At 60.3% G+C, this 26,555-nt stretch carries 27 protein-coding genes; 12 read left to right on the top strand and 15 right to left on the bottom strand.

What is annotated here, in order from left to right; translation table 11 throughout:
• Positions 1 to 29: 29 nt before the first annotated feature.
• The 4 genes from BV106_RS19685 to folP all read right to left on the bottom strand — a co-directional run bounded on the left by BV106_RS19685 (position 30) and on the right by folP (position 3,261).
• Complete coding sequence (locus BV106_RS19685; RefSeq protein ID WP_038167442.1) at positions 30 to 320, bottom strand: hypothetical protein; 291 nt, start codon at positions 318 to 320, stop codon at positions 30 to 32.
• 109 nt (positions 321 to 429) lie between these two features.
• Positions 430 to 1,056: a hypothetical protein gene (locus BV106_RS19680; RefSeq protein WP_265595862.1), complete on the bottom strand. Its 627-nt coding sequence runs from the start codon at positions 1,054 to 1,056 to the stop codon at positions 430 to 432.
• 194 nt (positions 1,057 to 1,250) lie between these two features.
• A complete protein-coding gene (gene gap, locus BV106_RS19675; RefSeq protein ID WP_038167438.1) occupies positions 1,251 to 2,294 on the bottom strand; it encodes a type I glyceraldehyde-3-phosphate dehydrogenase in 1,044 nt (347 codons plus the stop codon).
• Between the two features lie 148 nt (positions 2,295 to 2,442).
• On the bottom strand, positions 2,443 to 3,261 hold the full coding sequence (folP, locus tag BV106_RS19670) for a dihydropteroate synthase (protein WP_038167655.1): 819 nt from the start codon (positions 3,259 to 3,261) through the stop codon (positions 2,443 to 2,445).
• 212 nt (positions 3,262 to 3,473) lie between these two features.
• On the opposite strand from folP, the gene BV106_RS19665 reads away from it, so the two are divergent.
• The 8 genes from BV106_RS19665 to BV106_RS19630 all read left to right on the top strand — a co-directional run bounded on the left by BV106_RS19665 (position 3,474) and on the right by BV106_RS19630 (position 11,672).
• Positions 3,474 to 5,066, top strand: a complete 1,593-nt coding sequence (locus BV106_RS19665; protein ID WP_038167436.1) for a hypothetical protein — start codon at positions 3,474 to 3,476, stop codon at positions 5,064 to 5,066.
• 95 nt (positions 5,067 to 5,161) lie between these two features.
• Complete coding sequence (locus BV106_RS19660) at positions 5,162 to 5,437, top strand: acylphosphatase (protein ID WP_038167435.1); 276 nt, start codon at positions 5,162 to 5,164, stop codon at positions 5,435 to 5,437.
• A gap of 10 nt (positions 5,438 to 5,447) precedes the next feature.
• Positions 5,448 to 6,335, top strand: coding sequence for an ABC transporter ATP-binding protein (locus tag BV106_RS19655; RefSeq protein WP_038167434.1), 888 nt, complete (start codon positions 5,448 to 5,450; stop codon positions 6,333 to 6,335).
• 19 nt (positions 6,336 to 6,354) lie between these two features.
• Complete coding sequence (locus tag BV106_RS19650) at positions 6,355 to 7,260, top strand: hypothetical protein (protein ID WP_265595861.1); 906 nt, start codon at positions 6,355 to 6,357, stop codon at positions 7,258 to 7,260.
• A gap of 17 nt (positions 7,261 to 7,277) precedes the next feature.
• Positions 7,278 to 8,054, top strand: a complete 777-nt coding sequence (locus BV106_RS19645; RefSeq protein WP_038167430.1) for a hypothetical protein — start codon at positions 7,278 to 7,280, stop codon at positions 8,052 to 8,054.
• Between the two features lie 89 nt (positions 8,055 to 8,143).
• On the top strand, positions 8,144 to 8,866 hold the full coding sequence (locus tag BV106_RS19640; protein WP_038167429.1) for a metallophosphoesterase family protein: 723 nt from the start codon (positions 8,144 to 8,146) through the stop codon (positions 8,864 to 8,866).
• Complete coding sequence (locus BV106_RS19635) at positions 8,863 to 9,873, top strand: glycosyltransferase family 9 protein (RefSeq protein ID WP_081891971.1); 1,011 nt, start codon at positions 8,863 to 8,865, stop codon at positions 9,871 to 9,873. The genes BV106_RS19640 and BV106_RS19635 overlap by 4 nt, the downstream gene beginning before the upstream one ends.
• Before the next feature lie 152 nt (positions 9,874 to 10,025).
• Entirely contained in the window at positions 10,026 to 11,672 is a 1,647-nt protein-coding gene (locus tag BV106_RS19630; RefSeq protein ID WP_038167425.1) for a PrsW family glutamic-type intramembrane protease, read from the top strand.
• A gap of 95 nt (positions 11,673 to 11,767) precedes the next feature.
• Here the strand turns inward: BV106_RS19630 and BV106_RS19625 are convergent, their stop codons facing one another.
• From BV106_RS19625 to BV106_RS19595, 7 genes are all read right to left on the bottom strand, one after another.
• Positions 11,768 to 13,534 carry a right-handed parallel beta-helix repeat-containing protein gene (locus tag BV106_RS19625; RefSeq protein WP_038167424.1) on the bottom strand — a complete coding sequence of 589 codons (1,767 nt, stop codon included), beginning with the start codon at positions 13,532 to 13,534 and terminating at the stop codon, positions 11,768 to 11,770.
• A 127-nt stretch (positions 13,535 to 13,661) separates the two neighbouring features.
• Complete coding sequence (gene raiA / locus BV106_RS19620; protein WP_038167423.1) at positions 13,662 to 14,261, bottom strand: ribosome-associated translation inhibitor RaiA; 600 nt, start codon at positions 14,259 to 14,261, stop codon at positions 13,662 to 13,664.
• A gap of 47 nt (positions 14,262 to 14,308) precedes the next feature.
• On the bottom strand, positions 14,309 to 15,187 hold the full coding sequence (lptB, locus tag BV106_RS19615) for an LPS export ABC transporter ATP-binding protein (RefSeq protein WP_081891969.1): 879 nt from the start codon (positions 15,185 to 15,187) through the stop codon (positions 14,309 to 14,311).
• The gene (locus BV106_RS19610; RefSeq protein WP_265595860.1) at positions 15,184 to 16,293 is read right to left on the bottom strand and encodes an LptA/OstA family protein; all 1,110 of its coding nucleotides are present in this window, start codon (positions 16,291 to 16,293) and stop codon (positions 15,184 to 15,186) included. Before BV106_RS19610 ends, lptB begins: the two co-directional genes overlap by 4 nt.
• 89 nt (positions 16,294 to 16,382) lie before the next feature.
• Positions 16,383 to 17,192, bottom strand: coding sequence for a hypothetical protein (locus BV106_RS19605; protein ID WP_038167418.1), 810 nt, complete (start codon positions 17,190 to 17,192; stop codon positions 16,383 to 16,385).
• Complete coding sequence (gene kdsA / locus BV106_RS19600) at positions 17,173 to 18,015, bottom strand: 3-deoxy-8-phosphooctulonate synthase (RefSeq protein ID WP_081891967.1); 843 nt, start codon at positions 18,013 to 18,015, stop codon at positions 17,173 to 17,175. The genes BV106_RS19605 and kdsA overlap by 20 nt, the downstream gene beginning before the upstream one ends.
• An 89-nt stretch (positions 18,016 to 18,104) precedes the next feature.
• Complete coding sequence (locus BV106_RS19595; protein ID WP_038167416.1) at positions 18,105 to 18,638, bottom strand: hypothetical protein; 534 nt, start codon at positions 18,636 to 18,638, stop codon at positions 18,105 to 18,107.
• Positions 18,639 to 18,754: 116 nt separating this feature from the next.
• Here BV106_RS19595 and BV106_RS19590 point away from each other — a divergent pair, with 116 nt between their 5' ends.
• Positions 18,755 to 20,644, top strand: coding sequence for a glycosyltransferase family 39 protein (locus BV106_RS19590; RefSeq protein WP_081891965.1), 1,890 nt, complete (start codon positions 18,755 to 18,757; stop codon positions 20,642 to 20,644).
• A 177-nt stretch (positions 20,645 to 20,821) separates the two neighbouring features.
• Here the strand turns inward: BV106_RS19590 and BV106_RS19585 are convergent, their stop codons facing one another.
• The 3 genes from BV106_RS19585 to BV106_RS19575 form a co-directional block, all read right to left on the bottom strand.
• Positions 20,822 to 21,682: a histidinol-phosphatase gene (locus BV106_RS19585; RefSeq protein WP_038167413.1), complete on the bottom strand. Its 861-nt coding sequence runs from the start codon at positions 21,680 to 21,682 to the stop codon at positions 20,822 to 20,824.
• 69 nt (positions 21,683 to 21,751) lie between these two features.
• Positions 21,752 to 22,063, bottom strand: a complete 312-nt coding sequence (locus BV106_RS19580; protein WP_038167412.1) for a chaperone modulator CbpM — start codon at positions 22,061 to 22,063, stop codon at positions 21,752 to 21,754.
• Positions 22,064 to 22,070: 7 nt separating this feature from the next.
• Positions 22,071 to 23,078: a J domain-containing protein gene (locus tag BV106_RS19575; RefSeq protein ID WP_038167410.1), complete on the bottom strand. Its 1,008-nt coding sequence runs from the start codon at positions 23,076 to 23,078 to the stop codon at positions 22,071 to 22,073.
• Between the two features lie 138 nt (positions 23,079 to 23,216).
• Between BV106_RS19575 and BV106_RS19570 the strand changes: the two genes are divergently transcribed.
• Genes BV106_RS19570 through BV106_RS19560 form a run of 3 tightly spaced genes read left to right on the top strand, consistent with a single transcriptional unit; the run spans position 23,217 to position 24,651 of the window.
• The gene (locus BV106_RS19570; protein ID WP_038167409.1) at positions 23,217 to 23,534 is read left to right on the top strand and encodes a hypothetical protein; all 318 of its coding nucleotides are present in this window, start codon (positions 23,217 to 23,219) and stop codon (positions 23,532 to 23,534) included.
• Between the two features lie 49 nt (positions 23,535 to 23,583).
• Positions 23,584 to 24,201, top strand: a complete 618-nt coding sequence (locus BV106_RS19565) for a hypothetical protein (protein WP_038167408.1) — start codon at positions 23,584 to 23,586, stop codon at positions 24,199 to 24,201.
• A gap of 60 nt (positions 24,202 to 24,261) precedes the next feature.
• The gene (locus BV106_RS19560) at positions 24,262 to 24,651 is read left to right on the top strand and encodes a hypothetical protein (RefSeq protein WP_265595859.1); all 390 of its coding nucleotides are present in this window, start codon (positions 24,262 to 24,264) and stop codon (positions 24,649 to 24,651) included.
• Between the two features lie 34 nt (positions 24,652 to 24,685).
• Here BV106_RS19560 and BV106_RS19555 read toward each other — a convergent pair.
• Positions 24,686 to 26,555: LTA synthase family protein (locus BV106_RS19555; protein WP_038167403.1), on the bottom strand; the 1,870-nt coding region annotated here is incomplete at its 5' end.

Raw genomic sequence — 26,555 nt, 5'->3', positions numbered from 1 at the left:
AAACAAGCCCCGTAGATCCTTGAACTGCGTCAGGGACTTTCTTGTTGCACCCGCCTCCTGACTTCCTCTGCCACTTCATTTTCGATGCAGTCCTCAAGCTCCATTAGCCTTGCCTCCATTGCCGCCCTAAGCTCCGCAGATATTGCACGCACTTTGAGCCACCTCAGTTTATCCATATACTCGGAGAAAATCATCGTTTGCTGCAAAGTAACTTTCCTTCGATCGCCCTCAGAGGCCCACCGTTCATCGAGCAATCCGAAGTCGCCATCGTATTTGTTGTAGATGTCGAAAATCACCTTGGTGACAATTATCTCCTTCATCGCGTTTGGTCTTTTTGAACTCCGGGGAAGAAACCCAGAGTCCAGGCTTGGGGCTTCCTCGGCGTTTGAGAGTTCAGTGCCCCACGGTTCACGTTACACCTTTCCGCACTCACTCAAGCACCTCATGGTATGGAGTGAAGCCATCGCGAGGATAGATCTCATCCGGGAAACCGTCCGAATCAACCAAATGCCTGAGCCATTGATAAAAGGACGGGGCAACCACAGTACGCCGCCCTTGTGGAGCGACCATCTCGCTATACAGCAAGCCATAGGTACAACGCACCACCTCCCATACCTTGTTTTGCCCATCCAGGCGAAGCCCCAGGTAGAGAGGGTCCTGGTAGCAAGCGAAGCGAAAGAAGCGCCCCTCTAGCGATGCTTCATCAACATCATCCAGATAGTCCGCAACGACTCGAGAGGTCGGGTAGAGCAGTATTGGCTCGCTGCGCGTTACGATCAGACTTTCCCCATACTCTTCATGAAATTGCGCAAAGTCCGCGGGCAACTTGGTACTCAACACGGAATCCAGCTCAGCGATACTGCCTCCAGCTTTGAAATAGGCACCTTGGGAACAGAAGACGTCCCCTTCCGGTCCAGAGATCCCTTGCAACTCGTCGCTTGCAGCTCGGGCTGACCCGAAGTAGCCAGTCATCGGAGATTCAACAGCCACCTGGGACCCGAAGAGCTTTCTGCGTCGACGAGAGAACTCCTCAAAGAATCCGAAGTCATATTTCATCTGGTGACGTGGAATGAGTAGATTGGATGCTGTCGTTAGCTCGATTTGCCCCAAAAACTGGCTCATCAGTCTCCAGTCGCCAACAAAAAACCAAACCTCACACACTCCCCCAGACACAAAAAAAGCCGACGAAGTTTCCTCCGCCGGCCTTTGATGATTAACTAACTCGAGTCACCCAATGGCGACATCGCGGCTTACTTGCCAGCGATGTACTTCACGAGGTCAACGCAGCGGTTGCTGTAGCCCCACTCGTTGTCGTACCAGGACACAAGCTTGAAGAAGCGGCTGTTGAGCTCGAGACCGCTGCCAGCGTCGAAGATGGAGCTGCGGCTGTCGTGGATGAAGTCGGAGCTGACCACTTCGTCTTCGGTGTAGCCGAGGATGCCCTTGAGGTAGGTCTCGCTGGCGTTTTTCATGGCCGCGCAGATTTCCTTGTAGCTGGTTTCCTTCACGGTCTTCACGGTGAGGTCCACCACGGAGACGGTCGGGGTAGGAACGCGGAAGGACATGCCGGTGAGCTTGCCCTTCACTTCCGGGATGGCGAGACCCACGGCCTTGGCAGCACCGGTGGTGCTGGGGATGATGTTGATCGCAGCGCTGCGGCCACCCTTCCAGTCCTTCTTGCTCGGGCCGTCCACGGTCTTCTGCGTGGCGGTGTAGCTGTGGACGGTGGTCATGAGGCCTTCTTCAATGCCGAAACCTTCCTTGAGGAGCACGTGCACCACAGGAGCCAGACAGTTCGTCGTGCAGCTCGCGTTGGAGATGATGTTGTGGGACTCGGCCACATACTTCTCGTGGTTCACGCCCATCACCACGGTGATGTCTTCGTTCTTGGCGGGAGCGGAGATGATGACCTTCTTGGCACCAGCCTTAAGGTGGCCAGCGGCCTTCTCAGCTTCGGTGAAGAGGCCGGTGGACTCGATGACGATGTCCACGCCGAGCTCACCCCAAGGAAGGGCGGCAGGACCTTCTCTCACGGCAAGGCACTTGATCTCGTGACCGTCCACCACGAGCACGTCGTCTTCAGCAACATCAGGGCTGGACTTCTTGCTGTACACTTCCTCCTTGGCCTTGCCCTGCGTGGAATCATACTTCACGAGGTAGGCGAGGTTGTCAGCCGGCACGAGGTCGTTCACCGCGACGACGTCGATTTCCTTACCGAGGAGGCCCTGGTCGCAGATAGCGCGAAAAACGAGACGCCCGATGCGCCCGAAACCATTGATGCCGATTTTGATCATGTTGCTAGGGGAGGTAGTAGTTTGAGTCAGACCGTCATCTTGGTTACGACGGGAGTTAGGCTATAGTTGGGATTAGAGGGGGCGTCAACTTGCGAATGATTCACCCAGAAGCAGGAAAAGTGCCGCATAGATGGAGAAACCCGCCCCATCATGCAGGCCGCGCAGGCCCCATGATGGCTTCTGTCATACGCATGGCCTGGGCGTTCGGCTTCACATCGTGCACGCGGACGATCTCGCCACCCGACTCCCGCATCCATGAGGAGAGAGCGACCGTGGGCCACGCACGGCGGTCCAGGCTCAGATCCCCCACCAGGGCCCCCAGCAGTGACTTGCGGGAAACGCCCAAAACGAAGGGACGGTCCTCCACGCGCAGATCCTCAAGCGCATTCAGCAGGGCAACATTATGGGCCAGCGTTTTTCCAAAGCCGAATCCCGGATCCAGAGCCACCCGCAGGGGATCGATGCCCGCCTGAGCCAGAGCATCCAGCCGCTCCAGAAAGAACTCCCGCACCTCCCGCACCACATCTACATAGGTGGGCTGCACCTGCATGGTCCGTGGCGTGCCCTTCATGTGCATGACGATGACTCCGGCGGAGGTTTCAGCCACTGCCTCCAGCATGCCAGGCTCACGCAGGGCATTCACGTCATTGACGATATCAGCCCCCGCGGCCAGGGCTTCCCGGGCGACCTCAGGCTTCATCGTATCCACCGAGATCAGCACCCGGGTGCGGCCGCGGATTTCGCTGATGACCGGCACCACCCGCTTGATTTCATCTGCCACGCTCACCGGGTCGGCCCCAGGCCGGGTGGACTCCCCACCGATGTCCAGCACATCCGCCCCGTCCTCCGCCATCTCCAGCCCCCGTTCCACCGCCAGGGCAGTGCCAAAGAACTTGCCCCCATCTGAAAAGGAATCGGGCGTGACATTGAGCACCCCCCATGACCCAGCCACGGGTACTGAAGTCATGATTCTGATGATGGATGCGCCAGCGTGTGCCCATGGGAGGTGAAACGGGTGCATGGTGGCCACCCCGTCCCTCCCTTCAAGCACCATTCCGCGGAATCGACAAATTCCGCCCGAAAAACAGGATTGATTGTCCAACAACCTTCCTCTGAAAGTGTCTCAGGGTGCGCGAGATTCCTCAATCGACAATCCCCCCAACTGCTCTACGATTTCCCATGGCCCGGCCTTTGATTCTTCTTTCTGTGCTGGTGGCGTCGGGTGTGGGTGCTGGCCTGCTGATACAGCAGACGCAGAAGCCCTCTCCACCTTCCCCTCCAGCCCCCTCATCCTCCCCCTCCCCAGGCCAGACTCCCCCCTCCACCCCGGCGGCGGATCCGGGTGGAGCACTCGGCACCATACCCCCGCCCCGCCTCCCCGGCCTAGACCCTTCCGTGGACATGGAAGCACCTGCAGCGGAAGGTGCCGCAGGCTCGGCCCAGGAGGTCAAAACCCTGCAGTCGCAAGTAACCTACCTTCAGGAGCAGGTGGACATCCTGCGCAAGGAGAACTCCACCCTTCTGGACAAGCTGGCCTCACTCACGGGGAGCAACCCCACACTGACGCCCCCTTGCAGCCCGGACATGAAGGCCACCTCCAGCGGGGAAGCGCCTGACTTCGTCGGTATCGGGATCGAACTGGTGAAAACTCGCGAGATCCAGGACATCCCCCTGCCCACCCTGACTGTGGACCGGGCAGAAGTGGAGAGCCGGATCGCGGCCTGGCTGACCAAGCAGTTTCCTCCCTCCTATGGCAAGCAGTTTGGCAGAGCGCTCGCTGCCGTGGGCGCGGTGCCAGAGCCTATCGATGCCATCGCCTTGAAAGCCGCCTTCCTCTCCCACCAGATCGGGGGTTGGTTTGACCAGGAGAGTCAGACGCTCCTGATCGCCGAACATGCCAGTGAGCGGGAGAACGCCCTGGCGCTGGCCTACGGATACCTGTTCAAGCACTTTGGCAAAGCCGTCTTCCCGCCAGAGGCCAAGCCGCTCACTCTGGACCAGCGCCTGGCCCGGGAGTCGCTGCTGGCAGGCGATGCCACCTTGACCCGCTTCCTCCACGCCCTCCGTCACCCGGACAAGGGCGGCGGCGGTGGCGTGGGCGAAGATCCAGATGATCCCTCCCGGGCCGTCCCCATCCCCAATTTCCTGCGCGAGCTGGAGTTGCTGCCCTTTGGCATGGGGCTCGATTTCATGCAGGCCATGCACAGCATCGGCGGGTGGGAGCAGGTCGATGCCACCTACGACCGCCTCCCCACCGCGTCCGCCGAGATTCTGGATCCGCAGCTCTACCTGGCGGAAGAGCCCTTCCGCCCCTTGGCTCTGCGTCTTCCTGAGACAAAGATCGCCGGTGCCGCCCCCGTTTGGGAGGATACCATGGGCCCTCTGGGCATGGTGCTCCTGCTCAAGCAACATGTGGCGGAACCCATAGCCGCCAGCACCGCGCCCGGCTGGGCCAATGACATGTGGCTCACCTACTCCGCCGGAGAAGGGGCCAAGCGTGACCATGCCGTCTGGCAGACCCTGTGGAAGGATAGCAATGGCGCGGACGCCTTTTTCTCCGCCATGCGCACCGGGCTCCTCAGTCGGTACAAGGGAGCTACGCCCTCCACCAAGGCGGCCAAGGACGTCTTCCAGCTCGACGGTCCCGAACGCTTCGTGATCATGAAGCGCACTCACAATGGCCAGGGCGTGCTGTTGATCGATGCCGCCACCGAGGCATTTGCCAGGGCGGCGGAGAAGACGCTCGTGGCTCCGTCAAGCTCGGGCAAATAGCCTCCCTTCCCTTCCGCTCGATCGCTGGCTCTCATGTTGCCTTCCCAACGGGAACGTGGCATGAAATAGCGTCGCCTCTTTTCTCAATCGCACCCATGACCTCAAAGCAAGTATTTTACTCTGGCAGAGTCCAGGGCGTTGGATTCCGTTACGCCGTCAAGCGCATCGCCTCCGGTTTCGAGGTCACCGGCTGGGTGAAGAACCTGCCTGACGGGCGGGTGGAACTGCAGGCTACCTCCTATGATGAGGAGGAACTCGACGCCTTCCTTGAGGACATTCAGAACAGCTCGCTGGGCGGCAACATCAAGGAAGTGGAAATGAACAACATTGCCCCTCTGACCGGTGTCAGAGGCTTTACCATTGTTTCCTGAACACCTGGCCATGGACACCCCCTCTCCCTCCACCGCCCCCCCGCCTGCCGTGACGGTTGAAAACCTCACCAAGGTGTTCAAATCGGGCTTCACCAAGAAGCCGCTCCTGGCGGTCAGGCAGCTCAGCTTCACGGTCGGTGCCGGAGAGGTGTACGGGCTCATCGGCCCCAACGGCTGCGGGAAGTCCACCACCATGAAGGTGATGCTGGGCCTGCTCAAGGCCACCCAGGGCAGAGCCACCATCTTTGGCCGGGACAGTGAGGAAGTGGCCAGCCGTCAAGACGTGGGCTTTCTCCCGGAGAACCCCTACTTCTACAAGCACCTCAGCGGCCGGGAGACGCTCAACTTCTACGGCAAACTCTGCGGCCTGCGCGGCTCCGAACTAAAGGGCCGCACCGAAGCCATGCTGGAGCTCACCGGACTCACTCACGCCGCCGAACGTCGGATCGGCGGTTACTCCAAAGGCATGCTCCAGCGCGTGGGCCTGGCCCAGGCGCTCATCCATGAGCCCCGGCTCCTGATTCTGGATGAACCCACCGCCGGTGTGGACCCGGTGGGCTCCCGCCGCATCCGGGATCTCATCCTGGAGCTCAAGGAAAGAGGCATCACCATAGTGGTCACCTCTCACCTGCTCGAGCAGATGCAAGAAGTGTGCGACCGCGTCGGCATCATGTCCAACGGGCGCATGGTCAGTGAGGGCAAGCTGGAGGATCTCATCTCCGTGGAGAATCAGACGGAGCTCATCCTGCAGGACGCTTCCCCAGAGCTGCTCGCCAGGATTCACGCCCTGGTGCAGGAATCCGGAGGCAAGAGCCAGTTGATATCCGAGGGCAAGCCGCGCACCACCCTCGAAAAACTTTTCCTCCAGTCCACCACCCAGACGGGTGATGGCGAATGATTTTGCCCCCCAGTCTCTCATGAGCTCCGCTCCCTCCCGCTCTGCTTACTCCTCCTTTTCGCCAGGCCGCATCTGGACCATGGCCACGCATACCGTCACGCAGTTGATCCGGATGCGCATCCTCGTCTTCATGGGGATCATCAGCATGGTGATCGTGATCGCCGCCTTTGCCTTCCCCGCGGTGAGCCCTGAACAGCAGTTGAAGCTGCTCAAGGACTGGACCTTCGGCGCGCTCAAGATCTTCTTCATCATCATCGCCATTGCGGCCACCGGGCTGCTGCTCCCCCGCGATCTGGAGGACCGAACGCTCTACACCACGCTGAGCAAACCCGTCCCCCGGTACGAGTACCTCATTGGCAAGCTGCTGGGCGTGATGCTGCTGCTCGGCGGTGGTTTGCTGCTGATGGATCTGGTCTTCAGCCTCATGCTATACCTGAAGCAATCCCTCATCATCTCCAGCCAGATTGCCGCGCTGGAGAAGGAGCAGGCCGCCACTCCGGAGAACATCGCCTTCATCAAGGATCTCAACTCGCGCTTCGGCCTGACTTACAGCCTGCACAGTGCCGTGTGGGCCATCTTCCTCCAGGCCTCGGTCGTGGCGGCGGTTTCGCTGCTCATCTCCTGCTTTGCCAGCTCCACCCTCTTCACCATCCTGGTCGGCATCGCGTTTGTCATCGCAGGCCACGGCCAGTCGCTGCTGCGGGAGTGGTTCCTGGACAAGATGTCCGGCTTCTGGCAGAAGTCCCTGAGCGGAGCCATCGCAGTCTTCTGCCCCGACCTCACGCTTTTTGACCTGGCAGAGCCCGCCATCCGCGGAGAGGTCATTCCTCTCGGAGTGCTCACCGAGGTGTCCGGCATCGCCCTGCTTTACATCGTCGGGTACACAAGCGTGGCCTACCTCTTTTTTGTGGAGAAGGAACTTTAATCCGTCCCCTCGCTGCCATGAAAAACAAGATACTGGGAGTGCTCCTGCTGGTCGCTCTGGGGGTGGTCAAGGTGCCGCTGGAAGACCGGGTCGCGGATTCGCTGAAAGCCGCACAGCTGCGGGATGCCCCCCTGGCCCTGAGCTTGCGGGAGTCCGTGAGCCAGATGGCATTCGCCGCCGCCTTGGGCGGCCTTCGCTCGCTGGTGGCCAGCATCACCTACCTGCGCGCCTACGTCGCCTTTGAGGATCGTGACTGGGGCCGGGTGGACAGCCTCATGACCCTGACCACCCGCATGCAGCCGCGGGAGGCCATGTACTGGGATGAGGCCGCCTGGCACATGGCGTACAATGCCGCCACCAGCACCCAGCAACGCGAGGACCTGCGGGCAGCCATCCGGAACAAGGAATTCCGCGAGTACGTCCTGCGCGGACTCACCATCGTGCAGGAGGGTCTGGTGTACAATCCGAACAACCCCAAGCTGCTCGTGCGGGAAGCAGAGATCTACCGCGACCGTTTGAAGGATCCCCGGCCCGCGGCGGAAGCCTTTCTGCTGGCCGCGAAGAACGGTGCCAAGCCGTTCTATGAGCGCATGGGCGCCTATGAGCTGGTAAAACTGGGGGAGCCCCGCGACATGCAGCAGGCGTACGAAATACTGAAACGACACTATGACAAGGGCTTCCGCTACCCCTCTGTGCTCAGAGATCTTGACATTCTGGAACGCAAACTCAACATCCCGGCCGCCCAGCGAGTGGGCCACCCTCTGCCCCCTACCCCGCCCCCTCACCGTAAATAGTCCCTCTGGAGAGCATTTTTCCTCCACAGACTGCTACGAATGCTTGACCTGAACCCGGTCCGCGCCACGTTTAGACTTCGCCATCTTCCATGCGTTACGCCATCTTCGGAGACATTCATGCCAACTGGGAAGCCCTGATGACCGTCATGGGTGACGCTCAGGAGCAGGAGTGCACCCATTATGTTTGTGTCGGGGACATTGTCGGCTACAACGCCAATCCGAGCGAATGCCTGGAGTACGTCAAGGCGCTCAATTGCCCGGTAGTCAAAGGCAACCACGACGAAGAAGCCACTCAGGACCGCACGCTCGACGAGCTCAATCCGCTCGCGGAAAGCGCACTGCTGTGGACCCGACAGAAACTCACCCCTGACCAGAAGCAATGGTTGCGGGATCTGAAGCTGGTGCGCCAGGTGCGGGACTTCACCATCGTCCACGCCACTCTCGATTCCCCCGGCAGCTGGGCCTATGTGACCAATCGCTTCGATGCGATGGCCAGCTTCAGCTACCAGTTCACGCAGCTCTGCTTCTACGGGCACACTCACGCACCCAGGGTGTATGAGAAGGATGACACCGTCCGCTGCCTGCGGGAGACGGATGCGACCCTGCGCCGCGGCGTGAAGTACTTTATCAATGTGGGTTCTGTGGGCCAGCCTCGCGACGGCGACTGGCGGTCCTCTTACGCCGTGTACGATGTCGAGAAGCAGACGGTCAACATCCGCCGGCTGGAGTACGACTTGCGCACGGCGCAGCAGAAGATCTGCGACGCCGGACTGCCCCCCATACTGGCGGAACGCCTTGCCCTCGGAAGATGATGGTTGAGCCGTTGCCGGATCTGGCGCAGTACAAGTCAGTCTTCTTGGTCAAACCCAGTTCGCTGGGAGACATCGTGCACACCCTGCCGGCGGCACGCTTCCTCAAAAAAACCCACCCTGAGCTCCTCATCCGCTGGGTGTGCAATCCTGAATGGATGCCCCTGCTGGAAGGCAATCCGGACATCTCGGAAGTCATCCCATTCCCTCGCAGCCAGTTTGGCCGGATCAGCACCTTCCCCAAGCTCTTCAGCTGGGCCCGGAGTTTGCACACCAGCACCCGTGAGCAGCCGGAGATCGCCCTCGATTTTCAAGGCCTGCTGCGCAGCGCGCTCATCTGCCAGGTCCGCGGCGTGAAGCCGATCGTGGGTCTGTCAGATGCTCGTGAGGGAGCCACCTTCTTCTACAAGCACGTCGTAGAAGTGGATTCCAAGGCTCATGCCGTGGACCGCTACCTCACGCTGGTGAACGCCCTGGGGATCCCTACCCCGGCCGAGGAGATTACTTTCACCCTGCCCGTGGGCACCGCGCCGGCGAATGCCCCCAAGGAAGGCACCTTCCTCGTGCTGCACCCGTATTCCCGTGGTGATGGCAAGTCCCTCACCACAGAGGCCATTCAGGCCTTGTGCGATTGCCTGGCACCTCACCCGGTGGTGCTGGCTGGCAAGTACGCCAACCCGCCCCAAATTCACGGCAACCACGTCACATCCCTGCTCAATCGGACCACGCTGGAGGAGCTCATCTGGCTGCTGCGTCACTCCCACGCGTGCGTGAGTGTGGACAGCGGCCCCATGCACATGGCCGCCGCTCTTCAGGAGCGGACCTTGGCCATCCACACCTGGAGCAATCCACGCCAAGTAGGGCCGTACAATGCCAAGGCCCGCGTGTGGAAAGGCGGACGCATCGCCCAGCGCCTCGATTTCTCTGAGGAGGAAGGCGCGGGAAATCAGGCCGTGGCCATCCGGGACATCCGTCGCATTTCAGACTTCATCCTGGGCGAGTGGTACTGAGTCCTGACTGTAGGGCCGGAGCACTCCAGGATCAGGTGATGCCTCGAACCGAGCCCCTTGGGCCCGCCCGATGGTGAAACTAAATCAAAAGGATGACCGGCTTTTTAAAAAAGGCCGGATGACTTCCGCCCGGCTCAGGCTTTGGTAGCAGCATGGCGCCCCCTCCCTCATCATCCCGCCCCTGGCGTGCCCGCGCGTTCCATCTTACTCGTGACCGCTGGTTCCTCATCAAGGGGGTCTTCGTCATCCTTGGGGTATTCGTCTTTCTCGCCAGCTGCGTTCACCTCGTAAGGACTTCCACCGCCCGACCAGTCAAAGCCACGGCAGCGGAGGAAGATGCGCAGATGACCGAGGAATTCCGCCGTCTGGAGATCGTTGCAGAGCCCCAGCCGGACCGCTTCACCACTTGGGTTCGTCAAACCGCCGCCATCCTCGCCGAGACAGAACCACGACATCGCCCGGCTTTCGACCCCGCAGCGCTGAAGCTGGGAGAGTTCAATCTGGAGCCTGTGGTACGGAAGCACGCATCCTCCGCAGATGCCTACCCCCTCTTCAGCGCCTATGTGCGCTGCCTGTTCGCCTCGCCGGACATGGACATGCAGACAGAACGTGAAATGCTGATCCATGCCGCAGGTCAGCGCCCAGCCGTCCGGCACGCCGGCGAGTTTTTGGGGGACTTCTACTTCTTTGCTTTGCAGCCGGCCAAAGCCATCCCCTTCTATTTGCAGGAGTCACTGTACGTGGATGCGCAACACTGCCGTCGTATGGCTCTGCAACTGGCCCTTCAGGAGCAGGATCAGGAGGTACTGCGTGAACTTGCCTCGAACCCCATGGTCGTGGCGGAAGCCCATGCCGCCCAGCTCCGGGAGCTCGCCAACCAGCTGGATGACCGGAAGCTGGCCTTCAGGGCCACGGTGGCGCTGGAGCTGGCACGTTGGTCAGAGTTCTCCGCCGTCTCCCTCGCCCTCTTTGCGGCAGCCATCTGGTATCTCATCCTGGTCCACTCCGGTCGGCTTGATCCCCATCGTTGGGTGAGGTATCTGCCCCCCCTGCTGGCCGGTGTCGCCAGTGTCATGGTTCTGCACTGGCTGCAGATTTCCATGGAGTACGCTCCCATGCCCAGCGCCGCCGACAACCCAACCAAGCAGATGGTCCACTGGGTGCTCTACGTCGGCATGCCGGAAGAAGCGTGCAAGATTCTGCTCTTTGCGCTCTTCCTGCCAATCTTGCTGAAAGCCCGCTCGGGCCGGCAGGCAGCCCTGACCGCGGGCTGCGTCGGCCTCGGCTTCGCGCTGAATGAGAACATCGCCTACTTCACCGATCATGACTCCCAGGTGGCCACAGTGCGACTCCTCACAGCCAACGTCCTTCACTTCTCCCTCACTGGCATTCTGGGATACCATCTGTACGTTTTGGTGCGCAGCCGGTTTCATCATGCCACCAATTTCCTGCTCGCGTTCTTGGGTGTCAGCGCAGCTCACGGACTGTACAATTTCGCCGGCAGCGCCATCGGATTGCAGTGGGAGATTGATATCGCCCACATCATCATCGTGGCCTTGGCGGCCAGGATGTTTTTCCAGATGTTGCATGAGGGTCATGAACCCAGCACCGCGGGCAATCCCATCTCTCGCACCTGTGTGTTCTGGTTTGGCGCGGCCCTGCTGGTGGGGGTCCTCATGATCCCCGCCGTCATCCACACTCAGAGCCTTTCAGGCATCACGGACACCCTCTCCCAAGCGGTTGCGCTGGTGCCGGTGGCACTCCTCTACCAGCATGAGTTCAATGAAGTGAGAAGGTAGGCCGGGGGGGACACGTCGCCAGATTGCAAGCCGGGCGCCGCCGTCCGGCAATCTTGCCCACTCAATGAGGATGGCCCGGCACCGCCTCACCACGCCTACTGATCAATCATATTGTCCCGCAACACCGCTCCACCATGGGGCACAGAGATTGGCTTTTGCTCCCCCAAGCCGTAGTCGGCAGCCATCTTCGGACTGTCCAGCAGGTTCACCTTCCGGATCGTGTTGCCAGTGATCTCCACTTCTCTGGCGGCACTGACAGAGATGCCATTGACGGAGCAACCTTCAATCACGTTGCCAGCGACAAGGATGCGGGCGTTCCCCTGAAAATGAGATTTGTCCTCCTTCGAAGGATCCCTCCTGCCCATGATGGTGATGGCTCCGGTAGTGTAGTTGTCCGCCTGCCGGAGATTGGTCCCCAACCCCACATCCGTGATGTGATTTCCACGAATCACAAGATCGCTGCACCATCCCGCTTCGCGCCAGAAGGCATACTCAGGACCGATGCTGATGGCCACTCCCTTGAGACGTTCAAACCGGCAATTCTCAACCAAGCCATCATTGCTCATCAGCCGTAGTCCGCGCGCACGGTGATCGTGAAAGGCGCTGTCCCGAATCTCAAACCCAGGCGCACTGGTGGCGGGAATGTCGCAGAAGTCCCCGGGGTCCACGCCTGCCACCCGTTCCTTCAGCTTGATGACGTAAAAGACGCCCTCCCCCTCTCCTTTGGAAGTCGGCCAGATCTTCTTGATGTCGGCCAGCACGCCCGCGTCGGGCTTGTCCCACAATGAGATTGCTTCAACCCTGCCAGCCGCTGCCATCGCATAGGTCGGCGGTTTCAGGAAACGGACCTCGTCACCCGGCCGGATCAGAAGATCAAACCTCTCGCTCTTGTGCGCTCGCATGGAGACGAAGGAACGGTCATCCAGCCACTTGACCACCGGCAGCATCACGCCGTGCAAGTTCACGGCATCGTCGCCCATGAAGGAGAAGTCACACCCCCTGAGCACCGGGCCTTTACGCGCATAGGCGGCGTTGAATGCATCCGCCGAGGTGGAGAAGAGGCGATCCTCCCCGGCTCCCTCAGGTCGTGGACCGGGACCCACCCTGACATTCTCATAGATTCCGGCATCCTCCGCAAAACGGACCAGGATGCCAATGCCCGGTGCAGAGTGAATCGTGGTGTTGATGAATCGAACCCTTGCACAACCGCTTCCTACCAAGACCCCAGGCTTCTTCCGGACGTTGAGCACCACGCGGTCGCCCACGGCGAGCTGATCCAGTCCCGCCACATGCTCGCTAAAGACCAACCGGCCCTTGTCCGGAGCCAGCCTTTCGATCTTCATGGGGTAGTAGTCCGGAGCCCCATTCTTCCACCGGAGCGAGTCTTTCTCGAACAGGTGCACGTTCTTCCCCTCCAGATAGACAGGTTCGAGCTCAGGATACCCGGCGCTCACTTGAAAGTCCGCCGTTCTTCCGGTGCGATCCACCGCGATCAGTCGCCCTTGGGTGAACGGCAGCGGATCATAGTCCAGCGTCAGGCCGTCCACCGCGACGTCGACGCACTCTTGAAACTGCAGCGCCGTGGCATCAAGGTCCGTGCCCACCAGCGTCACCCCTCTGGCGATGATGGTACGGCCCTTCAGCTTACGCAGGACAAGGCCCTCCTTGGGCAGGACATATCGACCAGGCGGAAGGGTCAGCGTGGGTTCCGAGCCCGCTGCAAACTCTTTCACCTTTGCCTGAAGATCCCCTGTCGACTGGCCGGCAGCCAGCCCACTATTGAAGACCGTGATAAGGCAAAGGCACAGGCCCAGCGTCATTGGATTCCGTTTTTTCATTTCCGTGAGAGTTTCCGCATTCATCCCGTACACCGCCGGATTTTAGAAACAACTGATACCCAACCTCGAAATCTCACTCAGCTCCCAAACACAAGAACGGCGGCCCGCAGGCCGCCGTTCGATTGCTTGATCTGGTTGCCACAAGGGCGGCCTATGCCGCCTGGCTGGTGGCGTCAGGTTCGATCATGCCGTACTCCCCGTCCTTGCGGCGGAAGAGAATGGCCAGACGGTTGCTGTTCGCGTTCTGGAAGACCACGAACGGTCGCTCACTGAGCTCCAGATCCATGATGGCCTCATCCGGAAAGAGAGGCTTCATGCGGAAGTTCTCGCGATGGATGATGACCGGCTCGATGTGATCGTCCTCGGTCTTGTGAAGATCTACTTCGTGGAAAACGTGCTCCGCCAGGTGCTTGATGGATCCGTTGCGCGGGCGGTGATGGGTCTTGAGAAGACGGGTCTTGTATTTGCGCATCCGGCGCGCCAGCTTGGAGATACTCTCATCGATGCTGGCGTAGATGTCGCTGCTGACGCTGTCCACTTCGATAGTGATGTGGTTGGCGCAGTGAAGAATGATTTCAGCCTTTTGTCGCTCTTTCTTCTCGACGTCGAGAATCACCTTGGCGTCGATGATTCGCGGGTAGTCGAGGTGGAGGTTCTCGATCTTCTTCTGGGCATAGTCACGCATGGACTCAGTCACACTGACGTGGCGGCCCGTTACGGTGATTGGCAGGTTTACGTTATGCACTTGCATGGTTGTTCCTCCTTGTGGTTTTCACCATCCACTTAATGGGTGGTAGTTTACATACTGAAGTTTTCGCCAAGGTATCGCTCCCTTGCCAGGGGATTGTTGACGATCTCGTCCCGGGTGCCGTGAAGCAACACACGTCCCTCATGAATGAGGTAGGCGCGATCCACGATCCCGAGGGTTTCACGGACGTTGTGATCCGTAATGAGAATGGCCAGCCCGACGCTTTTGAGCATGAGGATGATTTTCTGAATATCCTCCACCGCCAGAGGGTCAACCCCTGAGAACGGTTCGTCGAGCATGATGAGTTTGGGCTCGGTCACAAGAGACCGGGCAATGGTTAGCCGGCGCTTCTCACCACCGGAGAGGGTGAGCGCCAGGTTGTCCGCCACGTGGTCAATGCCGAACTTCTCCATGAGTTGCTGGCACTGCATTTCCCGTTCCTCGGGCGTATAATTTTGCGTCTCCATGACGGCGAGGATGTTTTCCCTCACCGAAAGCTTGCGGAAAATCGACTCTTCCTGCGGCAGGTAACCCATCCCGAGACGCGCCCGCTTGAACATGGGCTCATTGGTGGTGTCCAGGCCTTCGAAGAAGACCTTGCCGTCGTTGGGCTGGACGAGGCCCACGATCATGTAGAATGAGGTGGTTTTGCCCGCGCCGTTGGGACCAAGAAGGCCCACAATCTCGCCGCGACGGACTTCAATATCCACGCCATTTACCACAGTGCGGCCATCATAGACCTTTTTCAGACCGCGAGTAAAGAGGAGAACTTCACCGTTTGCAGAGGTGTCAAAATTCTCCTGCTGACGGGCGAAAAAGTCCTCTTCTGGTTCTGAGGTTTCGTCGCCCTCCCCGAGGTCGAGTTCGTCGATGGCCTGCTGGCCAGAGTTTCTGGGCTCTGGAAGCTTTGTCTTCCCTTTTTTCCTCACTGTGGTGCTCCTTGGGGCTTGCTGAGAGTGGGTGTGATGACGCCGGGGACCGCAGCGGCGGCAGCCGGTTTCTTCTTCTCCTCTTGCTGGATGATCTTGGTGGTCGCAGGACCGTTTACCTTGAGCTGTCCGTTGTTGAGGATGGTGATGATCGTAGAAGGATCGGTCGCCAGAATCAGGTTGGTGCCTTTTTGCACCTGCGGATAGTCGCGCATGATCATGTCACCCGTGGAGCCCACATAGGTCGCGTGGCGGCAGGTGCCGATTTGCATCTCCCCAGTCTCGCTCAGCTTGTTGATGACGACCTTGCGCCCTTTGGCAATCGCTTGCTTGATGTTGCTGTTTTCAGTGGACTCACTGATGGAGCCAGACTTGCCCGCAGCGCCTTCCTTGGCCAACTGCCCTGCCGTGGCCCCGCTAGCGGCCGGCTTCACCTCCTTTTTGTCATTCTCCTTCAGCATGTAGACCTCAAGCGTGTCGCAGGTCAGATGGAACTGCGGGTGTGTCACTTCTACATCGCCTGTGAACACGCCCATGGACTGGCTGCCATCAAAGAAGCTGGCTGAATCCGGCCCCGTGGCGGTGATCGTGGTCTGTTCCGGAGCCTTCTTGGCCACCGGGGTTAGAGGAGTCGCTTTAAGCGGTTGCGGCTTGGGTCCTGGACCATCGGCAGCCAGCACGGAAGGCTTGGTGGTCACAGCACGCGGCTGCGCTGGCTCCGGCACCCGCAGCGTCGGGATGGGGGCCTCATTTTGCGCCAGAAGCGCCTTGCCTTCAGGTGAGATGGTGGAGATCGCCTGGCTCAAGCGCGCATCCGACTGGGAGGCTCTGGCCTTTTCCGCCGCTTGGTTCGAGGGGGCAACATTGGACTTGGCCTCCGCCATGAGCTTTTCCATGCGTCCATTGTCGGAAGCCTGCTCGCGGGCCCGGCGCTGGAGTTCGGTCTGGCCACTGGCACGGGCCCGCTCCAGCACCCGGTTGGCCTCAGCCAGTGCCTTGGCAGCCTCGTCCCGGCTCTGGGAGGCGGAGCCGGGCGTCCGGTTGGTCTGGGCCAACAACCCTTGTGAAAGGGCGGCGAGGCCGATCATCGTCCAAAGTGTTTTCATGGGAGGCATGCGGAGGGGGGGCATTCGCGTGGAGAAAGAAAAGACATGAGGGGGCAGGAGGCTGGGCGTAGCGGGCGGACGTCGCCTCATTATTTGGCAGGCGCAGGTTCAGCCTTGGGGACGGCAGGCGCGGCCGAGCTCTTGGCAGGAGGCGTTGCTGGAGTGCCCCCGGCTGGTTGAGGCGTGGAGGGTCGCTCCACCGCCTTGGCATTGATGTCCAGGGTGGATGCTTTTGGAGCTGGTTCGGCGGCGGCTCCGTCAGTCGCATCCTCATCCAGGTTCATCTCCATGGGCTGGCCGTTCGGTGCGGGTGCCGCGCCGTTCAGCGCATCCCCGTTGGTGAAGTTTTCAGTGTCGAAGATGACCATGCGGACGTTCCCGGTCATCTTGCCCTGCTGGCTCTTGGTATCGAAGACCATGCTGTCCCCTTCCATCTGAAAGTCCTCACGGCTGATGCGGCTGCGCTGCTCGCTGCTCAGCGTGGCACTGGGCATGTGGTAGGTGGCAGTCTTCAGCTGCACCCGCACATCACGGTCCTTGGTAGGGCCAAACATCCGGATGTCCATTTTCTCGATGGCCATGTTATCCTCATCCAGCCGGGTCATGCTGCCAGCGCGCATGAGCGAGTTGGGCCGGCCATCACGGAACGAAGGGATCTTCACATCCAGGTTGCGCTGCCCCACCGGAAGCATGCGGCCAAACGGCCCCAGGCCCTGTGAACTCGTCACGGCAGCCACGCCTGTCGCTCCATCGGGAGCGCCAGTCAGAGACTTCTCCCCGCCCTTCTGGGCTTGGGCAAGCACCGGCATGGTGGCCAGAAGGAGCAACTGCCATGCCACGCGGGGCAGCAAGGAAAGGTGCCAGGAAGCGCGGGGGCCTTTATTCGCGGGCAATTTCATGGATTCGCAACAGTTGTTGAAGCAACGCCGGGAGATCCGCCAGGGGAATCTGGTTGGGCCCATCCGAAAGAGCTTCGGCGGGATTGATGTGGGTTTCAAGGAAAACCCCATCACAGCCCGCAGCCACCGCGGCACGGGCCAGCACAGGTGCCAGCTTGCCATCACCGCCAGTAGCAGTGCCCAGTCCACCGGGTCGCTGAACGGAGTGGGTGGCATCCATCACCACTCTGTAGCCAAGTTCTCTCATCCAGTAAAGCGACCTCATATCCGCGACGAGGTTCTGATACCCAAAGGTGGTTCCGCGTTCAGTAAATGTAAAATTTTCACAGCCAACGCTCAAGAGCTTGTCGGCCACGTTTTTTACATCCCATGGAGCCATGAACTGCCCCTTCTTGACGTTCACCGCACGCCCAGTGCACCCTGCTGCGAGGATCAGGTCGGTCTGACGGCTCAGGAAGGCCGGGATCTGCAGGAAATCGATCCATTCGGCCGCCTTCGTCGCTTCTTCCGGACTGTGCACATCCGTGGTCACCGGCACGCCGAGCTCCTTGCCAATCGCTCCCAGGATGCCACAACCCGCCTCAAGTCCCAGTCCGCGGTAGCTGCTGCCCGCACTGCGGTTGGCCTTGTCATAGCTGGCCTTGAAGATCCACTGGATGCCCAGGCCGTCGGCGACGACCTTGAGCTTCCGGGCCATGTCCCAGACAAAGGCCTCACTTTCAATCACACAGGGCCCAAGGATAAAAACGGGGCGCACGCCGTCAAAGCGAACGCCCTGGCCGATTTCAACGACGGGGAGGGAGGAAATGAAGTCAGCAGGCAAGGGAGGAAGGGAGCAATAGGGTGAGAGCGATTGTACGAAGGAGCCGGGAAAAGGCAACGAGGCTTTAGCCCCGCCTTGCCTTCCCGTCTTCAGGAAAACTTGCCGGTTTTAACGAAATCCAAAATGCGGGCGGTGTCGCCTTTGGCCGCCCAGACCACGCGCAGGAAATCCGCGGGATGCAGGTGATGACGGCTCAGGAACGCCCGGTCGCCCCCGCAGAAGAACATGGTGTCCGGATCCATCTCGCCACGGAGCTTGGCCTCCGCCTTGGCGATGATGCGAGGCAGCCAGGGGATCCCGTCCAACTCGGCCGTCTTGGCCGGGAGTTCTGAGGGCGGCACCACATGGGTACTGGTCTGGCCCTTCTGCTCGATCAGGAAGTAGTCGCGACGGACGGCAGTGATCAACAACGCGGATTCCGGCGTGGGCTCCAGCCCCTCCGCCGCGCAGCAATCTTCCACGAAGTCAAAGAACTCACGGGGCTTGCAGCCGATGGCCTTCAGATTTGCGAGGTCCTCCTCGTCAAACCACGCATCGTAGTCGGTGTTGCCCTCTTCGTATTCGTCGCAGCAGCTCACGAACATCTCGCCAAATCGGGCGGCCCACTCGTACGCGTCACTCATGTTGAATCGGGATCTTTCTGGGGTTTGCAGTTTTGAATGCGGAAACACGTTGCGCATCACGCGCCTGCGGCATCATAGGGACAACCGCCCGACCGTCAAACGTCCTTCTTTACCACATGAGTTTGTCCGCCCCCTTCACTTGGATGCGCCAGCAATGGCAGCGCCTCACCACACAATATGGGCGGTCGGGGGCCGTGCTGCTGCTGGTGCTGGCCGCCCTGCTGGTGGGCAGTGTGGTGTACACGCTCGAAGCGGAAACACCGTGGGGCAAGATGGTGCAAAAGCGGCTGGCAAAAGGGCGGGAACTGGACGTGCCAGAGTTCCGGGTCATTGGCCTCTGGTGGGCCAGCATCGTCAGCGCCGTCGGAGCGGCGCTGCTGCTGGTGACGCACCGCAACTGGCTGCCCAAGCAGGTGGGGCTTCAGCATTCCAAGAACGCCGGCGCGCCGGCATGGTTCTGGGCGGCGATGCTGGCCATCACCCTCGTGGGTGCGTGGGAACGGGCTCCGCGGTTGCACCACAGCCTCTGGAATGACGAGGAGTATTCCTTGCGGGTCTATTCCCACGGCGAGTGGGTGCACAAGGATGGCCTCACCATCTTTAAGCCTGCGTCTTGGGAGAAGACCCTCTTCGACAACGGACATGGAAACAACCACGTCTTCACGGCCGCAGCCTCCCGCGTTTCCATGAACGTCTGGCGGGCTGTCACCGGAGCGCCCGCCGATGCGTTCAATGAGGCTGCGCTCCGCATGCCCTCATTCCTCTCGTCCCTGGTGACCATCATCTTGGTAGGCTGGCTGGGCTTTCAGATGGGTGGCCCCGCCGTGGGTCTGGCCGCCGCGGCCCTGCTGGCCATCTCTCCGTGGCACATCCGCTATTCGGCAGAGTCCAAGGGCTACTCCACCATGATGGCCTTCATGGCGCTGAATCTGGTGGCAGCCCTGCTGGCATCACGGGATGGCAGGCTGCGCTGGTGGCTGGTCTTTGCCTTCGCAGAGGCAGGTTACCTCCTGTGCTTCGCAGGCTCACTGTATGTGGCGGCGGCGGTGAATCTCTTTTTGGTCACGGAGTTTTGGCTCTCCGGACGGCATCGGGAACTGCTGCGGCTGGTGGGTTTCAACCTTCTGGGCGCTATCCCGGTGATCTGGTGGATGGCACCCAGCGTGCCTCAGTTGTTGCTCTACCTGAACGATCCCAACTCTCCCCGTCTCGACATGGGTTGGCCTTGGGTGAGAGATCTGCTCTCGGGATGGGCCATCGGCTGGGGGCACACCAATCCCCTCCCCGATCTCCACACCGGCACCAGTTGGGAGTTGGTGATCACGCACGCTGGCTGGCCCTTTAAGATCTTCATACTCGGCATCCTGCCGCTGCTGGCCCTTCTAGGTTTCATCGGTGCCTGCCGCCGACCCGCATCGCGCTATCTTGGAATTACGGCCATCACGGTGGCAAGTGCACTAGCCTATACTCACACCGCCTTGAAACACCAACCCATGTGGGTGTGGTACCTGATCTACACCCTGATCCCCATGGTGCTGGTGCTGCCGCTGGGAGTTCAGTTTCTGGCGCGACGCCAGCCCCGGCTGGAAGCTAGCCTGCTAGCCCTCCTCGTGGGTGCCTTTGCCTGGACCACGTGGGATACTACCGCGAAGATCCGGGAGCATGACCGGCAGCCGATTCGCGAGACCGTGGAGTTCATCCGCGCCCAGGCACCCAACGCGCTGACGGGCACTTTCGGAGTGAGCGACCGACAGGCGGAAAGCTACGATCACGAGGTGCGAGTACTGAAGACTCCCGCAGAGCTGGAAGCGATCGTAAAAGACGCCCAGGCCCGCTCCCTGCCGCTCTACATCTACCTCTGCGGCGAGTCCGTCACCGGCCCGCGCCACCCGGAAATGTTCCAGCGCGTGAAGCAGTCTGGGGAGTTCGAGATGCTAACCCACCTTCCCGGAACGGAGGAGATGTTTGGATACCACGTTTATCGGTGGAGAGGGAGTCAGGGGTAGGATGGTCATGATGGATTAACCACAGAGGCACAGAGAACACAGAGGAATGACTTTTTAGACGGAATTAACAGAATGGGACTGGGGAAATGCGATGCGCAAAAGCTGAACCCTAATTTTGTGAATTCTGTCTAAACCTCAGTTTCAGTCTCTGTGCTCTCTGCGCCTCTGTGGTTTATTTCAAAGAACTCCCACCGCCTCCATCGTCTCGGCGCCTTTCCCCAGCGTGGGCAGGATGTCGGCGATGAGCAGTTCCTCCCGTTTGCGGTTCTGGAAGATGCTGACACGGTCATAGCCTGCGTCCTGCACGGTGCGCAGGGCGTTAACGAAGCTCTCCGCCACGCGGGAGGGTTTGTGGGAGTCGGATCCCAGCACCACCGGAATGCCCCGCTCCTGCATGAGCTTGAGCATGGGGAGGCTGGGGTTCATTTCAGAATAGCTCTTGTGCACGCCTGAAGTATTCAGCTCCATGGCGACACCCGTTTTGGCGATGCGATCCAGCGCCTTCACGGCCTCGCCCTCCCAGTCTTCGAACTTCCAGTCAGCGGAGTGGTAGTTCTTGATGAGATCCGGGTGAGCCAGACTGTCAAAGAGGCCGGTCTCGGCGGAAGCCGCGAGGTTGTCGAAGTAGCTGCGGCGGAAGGCGTCCGGGCCCTTCTGCTCGAACCGGGATCGGTACTCTGGACCCTGCCAGTGCACGGAGCCCAGGATGTAGTGAAACTTCGCCCGCTGGTGCAGCGTCTCCGCCCAGTCTTCGAAACCGGGGAAGTAGTCACTTTCCAATCCCAGGCGAACCTCCAGCTGACCCGCGAACTGCTGGCGACATTTCTCCACGAGCGCGACGTATTCGTCGAACTGCGCGTCTGCCATCCGGACGCCGGGCCAGAAGCCCCGGGGCATCGGACTGTGGCAGGTGATGATGATGCCCTTAAGCCCCTGCTCCACCGCATGGCGGGCGTACTCCTCAGGCTCTCCCCACGCGTGCTTGCACAGGGTGGTATGCATGTGGGAGTCGAAATAGATCGGAGCGGAACGGGGCATTTTCTCAACTAGCATCAATCACGTTACGCGCAAGGCGGCTGCCCAGATGATGCGACCGGGCAGTCGGGATCAGCGCACCCGCCCCCGCAGGAAGCGCACCTCCTCCCGCAGCATCTCCAGTTCCTGCTGAAGCTCCTCAACCAGATGCAGTCCCGCCAGATTGATGCCAAACGCGGCACGCATGGACTCCATGCGGCGAAGTTTTCTCACCGCCTCATCGTCAAAGGTCCAGCCTCCATGCACCTCCTCACTCAGGGGAGAAATGAAGCCATGTCGGCAATACACGGCCACGAGATGGCGAGAGGTGTGGGTCAGCTCCACCACCACTTCCAGTGAGTGCACCGTTTGGACTTCAGAATCAGCAGGTTCAGTCGGATTCATGGCTTGCTCAGGGACGGGGGTTGAAGTGGGACTCGGACGCCAGTTTCTGCCAGAGTGCGAGCTCTTGCTCGCTCAGGTCAGTGGGCACCTGAATGTGAGCGACCACATAGAGATCGCCACGCACGCCAGACTTTCCTTGAGGCAATCCCTGCCCCTTCAGGCGGAGCTGCCCGTCCTGGCCGGTGCCAGCCGGGATGCGCACCTTGATGCCGCCCTGAAGACCGCGCACGACCACCTCCGTGCCCAGCACCGCCTCCCAAGGTGCCAAATCGAGATCGTAGTACAGATCCCCTCCCCGGGTGCGAAAATCCGGATGTGCCGCATAGCGCACCTTCAGGTAGAGGTCCCCTGCCTCACCGCCGCCCGCGCCCTCTCCCCCGTGGCCCGCCACGCGGATCCGCTTGCCCTCCGGGGCTCCAGGTGGGATGCGCACGGTGAAGGACTTCGTATCCCGCTTTCCGGTCCGGGGATCAGTAGTGGCTAGGGAAAGCGGACGCTCTGTTCCGTGCAACACTTCATCCAGCGTGACCAAAATATCACCCTCTACGTCATGACCACGACGGGGTCGGTTGGCCTGGCGGTGCATCTCTTCGGCAAACCCTTCCTCATCACCAAAACCGTGAAACCGCCCTCCCTGACCACCGCCCCCAAAGTACTGCTCAAAGAAGTCACTGAAGCCGGTGCCGTCGAAATGGAACTCCTGCGCATGCCCCTGCCCACCAGCAGCGGAGTAGCGCCGTCCCCCGCCCCATTGCGGAGGAGTCTGGCCCTGCTGCTGATCGGCTTCCCGCCATCCAGCTCCCAGCGTGTCATACTTCTGGCGCTTCACCTGATCGCCGAGCACCTCATAGGCTTCGTTGATCTCCTTGAACTTCTCCTCCGCCGCCTTCTTGTCCTCGGCCACGTCAGGATGGTGCTTCCGGGCCAGCTTGCGGAAGGCCTTTTTGATGTCCTCTTCCTTGGCGTCCCGGGCCACCCCGAGGGTTGCGTAGTAGTCCTTGAATTCCACAGACATGATACGGCTCGAAGGATGAATTTGAAGCTGTCACGAACAAAAAAAACCGCAGCGCCCCACTTTGATTCCCACAGCGCAATCCGATTGATATTGACCCGCACTCGCCTTGTAAGACAATAGCAAAAAAACATCGCGAGTATGACCGCCCCAAACTCCGATCCTTCTGACATCACTGCGGAACTGTTGGCCCAGAAGGAAGCCGTTCTCCTGAGCACCAGGAACTATCTTCGCGCCAAGCTGATGCGCTGGCTCATCCGCACGAGCATTGGTGCCATCCTGTGCACCATCATCGCCACGCAATTCACCTGGGGAAAGTGGGTGCTCATGGTCTGGCTGCCTCTCGCCCTCCTGTCGTTGACCACCCTCCTCCTGGGCAACCGGAAGATGCAGCGCATGGCGGCAAAGATCGAAGACACTGTTGCCGCCATTCAGACGAACCGCCCAGCGCAACGCTGACTGGTTTCCGGCTGTAGGACCCATCCAACCTTTAAGAACTGCCATCACGATGATGAAACCGCTCGTCCTGTGCATGCTCGTGGCAGTCGGAGCGACCGTTTCGGCCGCCGAGTCGTGGTTCACCTGTTCGATTTCTGCGGAAAACACCGTGGTTCGCCATGGGGAGCACCCCAAGGTGAAGGTCCGCATCGGCAATCATCTCGGCAGAGACGTGGTGCTGGTAGGCAGCCTGGATGGATCCAGTTACGGGATGCGGTACCCGAAGTGCGGCTTTGAGCTCATGGATTCTCAAGGCAAGCCTCTGAAGATTTCTCCCGAGTCACGATGTGGCAACATGAACGAGCTTCGAATCGAGGACTTTGTCACCGTGCCTTCCGGCAAGGAATTCAATCCCTACGAATCAGGCTTCTTCGGCTCGTGGCAATCTCAACTGCTCCCCCAGCTCCCTCCAGGCACTTACCTCATTCGATTCTACTACCAGACGTCCAGGAAAGGTGTGCAGTACTACTTCGGCGACGAGCAGATGTTGGCAGAGCCCAAGATTTCGCCAGCCATCCAGAAGCTTTACGAAATGGTGCCCGGGCTCGATCTGAAGAGCAACGCACTTAAGATCACGATCACCGCCAAGAGCCCTCCACCGAGCACCCCGGTGGTCCGTGCCAAATAATGCCAAGGAATGGATCTGAACCTGGCGTCTTTAAGTTAAACAACCCCATCAGCCGCCCCCATGAGACGTTCCCCTCTGCTCCTTGCGCTCTTCCTGACAACTGCCCCGATGGTGTCCGCGGCGGAAACGCTGCCCGACAATTTCCTTGCGACGACCAGTTACGAATTCACCAGTCTGGGAGAAATCTACCTCGCCCTCCCGCAGCAACTCTTCGAGCTCACTTACCTTCAGCGTGTGGAGTTTCTTATCAAAGGATACATCCAGTTCGATCCCGAGAAAAAACAGATCTATGTGCCTGGTGATGGAGGGCAGCAACGCATCACTGCCCGCATCATCGAGCAATCAGAAAAGAAGCTCATCCTAGATTTGGTTACCGAGTTTGAAGGCGAGAAATTTCACTTCACCCTGGAGCGGAAGGAACACGCCTGGACGCAGATTCCCAAGGAGTAGTGCGAGGTCAAAACCCTGCGTTGCCTCCCCTCACTCACCGGCTCTCTTTCACTCTGGCCACGCGATTCTTGTCAGCCTCTGCACGCCCCGTTGACGGCTCAACACCGTCGATCCGGTAGCGTCGGTTCATGTAGAGATCATCCGCCACTTGAAAGAGCGCCGTCGCATCCTCCACCATCGGAGCACTGGCCGCACTCATCCCAGGCAGGGGCGCCATCTTGCCGCTCTTGGGGTTCCCGCCAAAGAACTCCATGCTCTGGTTGAGCCCGAACACCACCATTTGCTCGTTCCGGTAGGAAGCGACCTCCCGGTTGTGGTGCATGAGCACCTTGGCAAAGGGCACTTCCGGCGTGTTCAGCAGATCCCTGCCAAAGAAGAGAGATTCATAGGGCTGCCCCGTGAGCCCCAGCAGCGTCGGCGCCACATCCAGCTGGCAGGCCAGCATGGAGTGACGTTCAGGTTGCTTGACCACCGCCGGGCCGAGGATGAGCATGGGGATCTCATAGCTCTTGATCGGCACCGCCTGGCTGCCATACACGCGCGCGCCGTGATCTGCCACCACGACGAAGATTGTGTCCTGCCAGAACGGCTCCTTCTTCACCTCCTGGAAGAAACGGCCCAGACACCAGTCCACATAACGCACGGCAAACTCCCGCCGATGCTCATCAGGGTTCTGGGAAATTCTCCCCTGTGCATAGTCCGGGGCAGGTCTCTCAGCTTCAGGGTGCAGAGCGTCCAGAGGCGACGGCCCGGTGGAAGGATAGGTGAATGGCACGTGATTCGAGACCGACAACATCGTCAGGAGAAACGGCTTGCCCGTCTGGTGCAGTGACCGCATCTCCAGAATGGCGCGGGCATAGAGGTCCTCGTTGCTAACGCCCCAGGCATTCGTGAAAACCGGCTTTTCAAAGTTGCCCTGATGCAGGAAGCGCTTCCATCCGTTCTTGATGGCAAAGGGACCCATTCCGTCGAACAGGCTGCGACCAGCATACATGAAGAGCGTCTCGTACCCCTGGCGGGTCATCACCCGGCCCAGAGTCTCCACGTTCTCCGTACGGTCACGGGCCACAATGCTGTCCCCGGGCAGGGGCGGAAAGCTCGCCAGAATACCCTCGAACCCGCGGATGGTCCGGTTGCCATCGGCCCAGAGATTGTCAAAGAGCCAGCCTTCGTCGTCGGCCAGTCGGTCCAGGTGGGGCGTTAGCGTGTGCGGAGTGCCGTCCTTCTTGGTGCGCCCCAGACTGCCCCAGAACTCGCTGCCCAGGCTCTCCTCCATGAGCAGACACACATTCAGAGGCTTGGCACCGGGACGGCCATGCACCTGCCGCCGTAGATTGTACACATCATGTGGTTCCACGTAGGTGGAGTCTGGCGTGGCCAGCAGCGCCTTGACCCGGCGGTAAGCCGCCTCACGATCCATGTGGGGGTAGAAGGCCGTGTAGTCCAGGTTTCGGGTCACCGCCGCCGTCACCCCTGCGACCAGGCCGTTGTTGCCCAGCTCGTTCATCACCCGGTCATGACTCTGCTGCCAGGGGACGAGTGGCAGTGTCGCCGTCAGCAGCACCACCGGCAGCACCCAGCTCAGCGCCGAACCCGTACGACGCGGAGCCTGGCCAACACTCCGGGTCGGCCGGCGCGTTGGGCCGGCCACCTTCAGCAGCAGCCAGGTGATCACGGAGCCCCCTGCCGTGACACCCCCGAGAATCCACCCGAGTGGAAAGGACTGGTACATGTTCGCGAAGACCTCATGCGGATAGATCAGGTAGTCGATCGCCACCGTGTTGAACCGGGAGTTGAACTCCGCAAAGAAGTTGAACTCAGCCACCAGGAGGAACACCTGAAGCAGCCAGGAGAATCCCAGGAAAACAATGAGCAGGGCACGAGACCATTTCCCCGGAGCGGCC

The sequence above is a fragment of the Verrucomicrobium sp. BvORR106 genome (assembly GCF_000739655.1).
Classification (GTDB): Bacteria; Verrucomicrobiota; Verrucomicrobiia; order Verrucomicrobiales; family Verrucomicrobiaceae; genus Verrucomicrobium.
The sequence above is the reverse complement of the archived record's forward strand: the minus strand, read 5'-3'. Positions and strand labels throughout refer to the sequence as shown.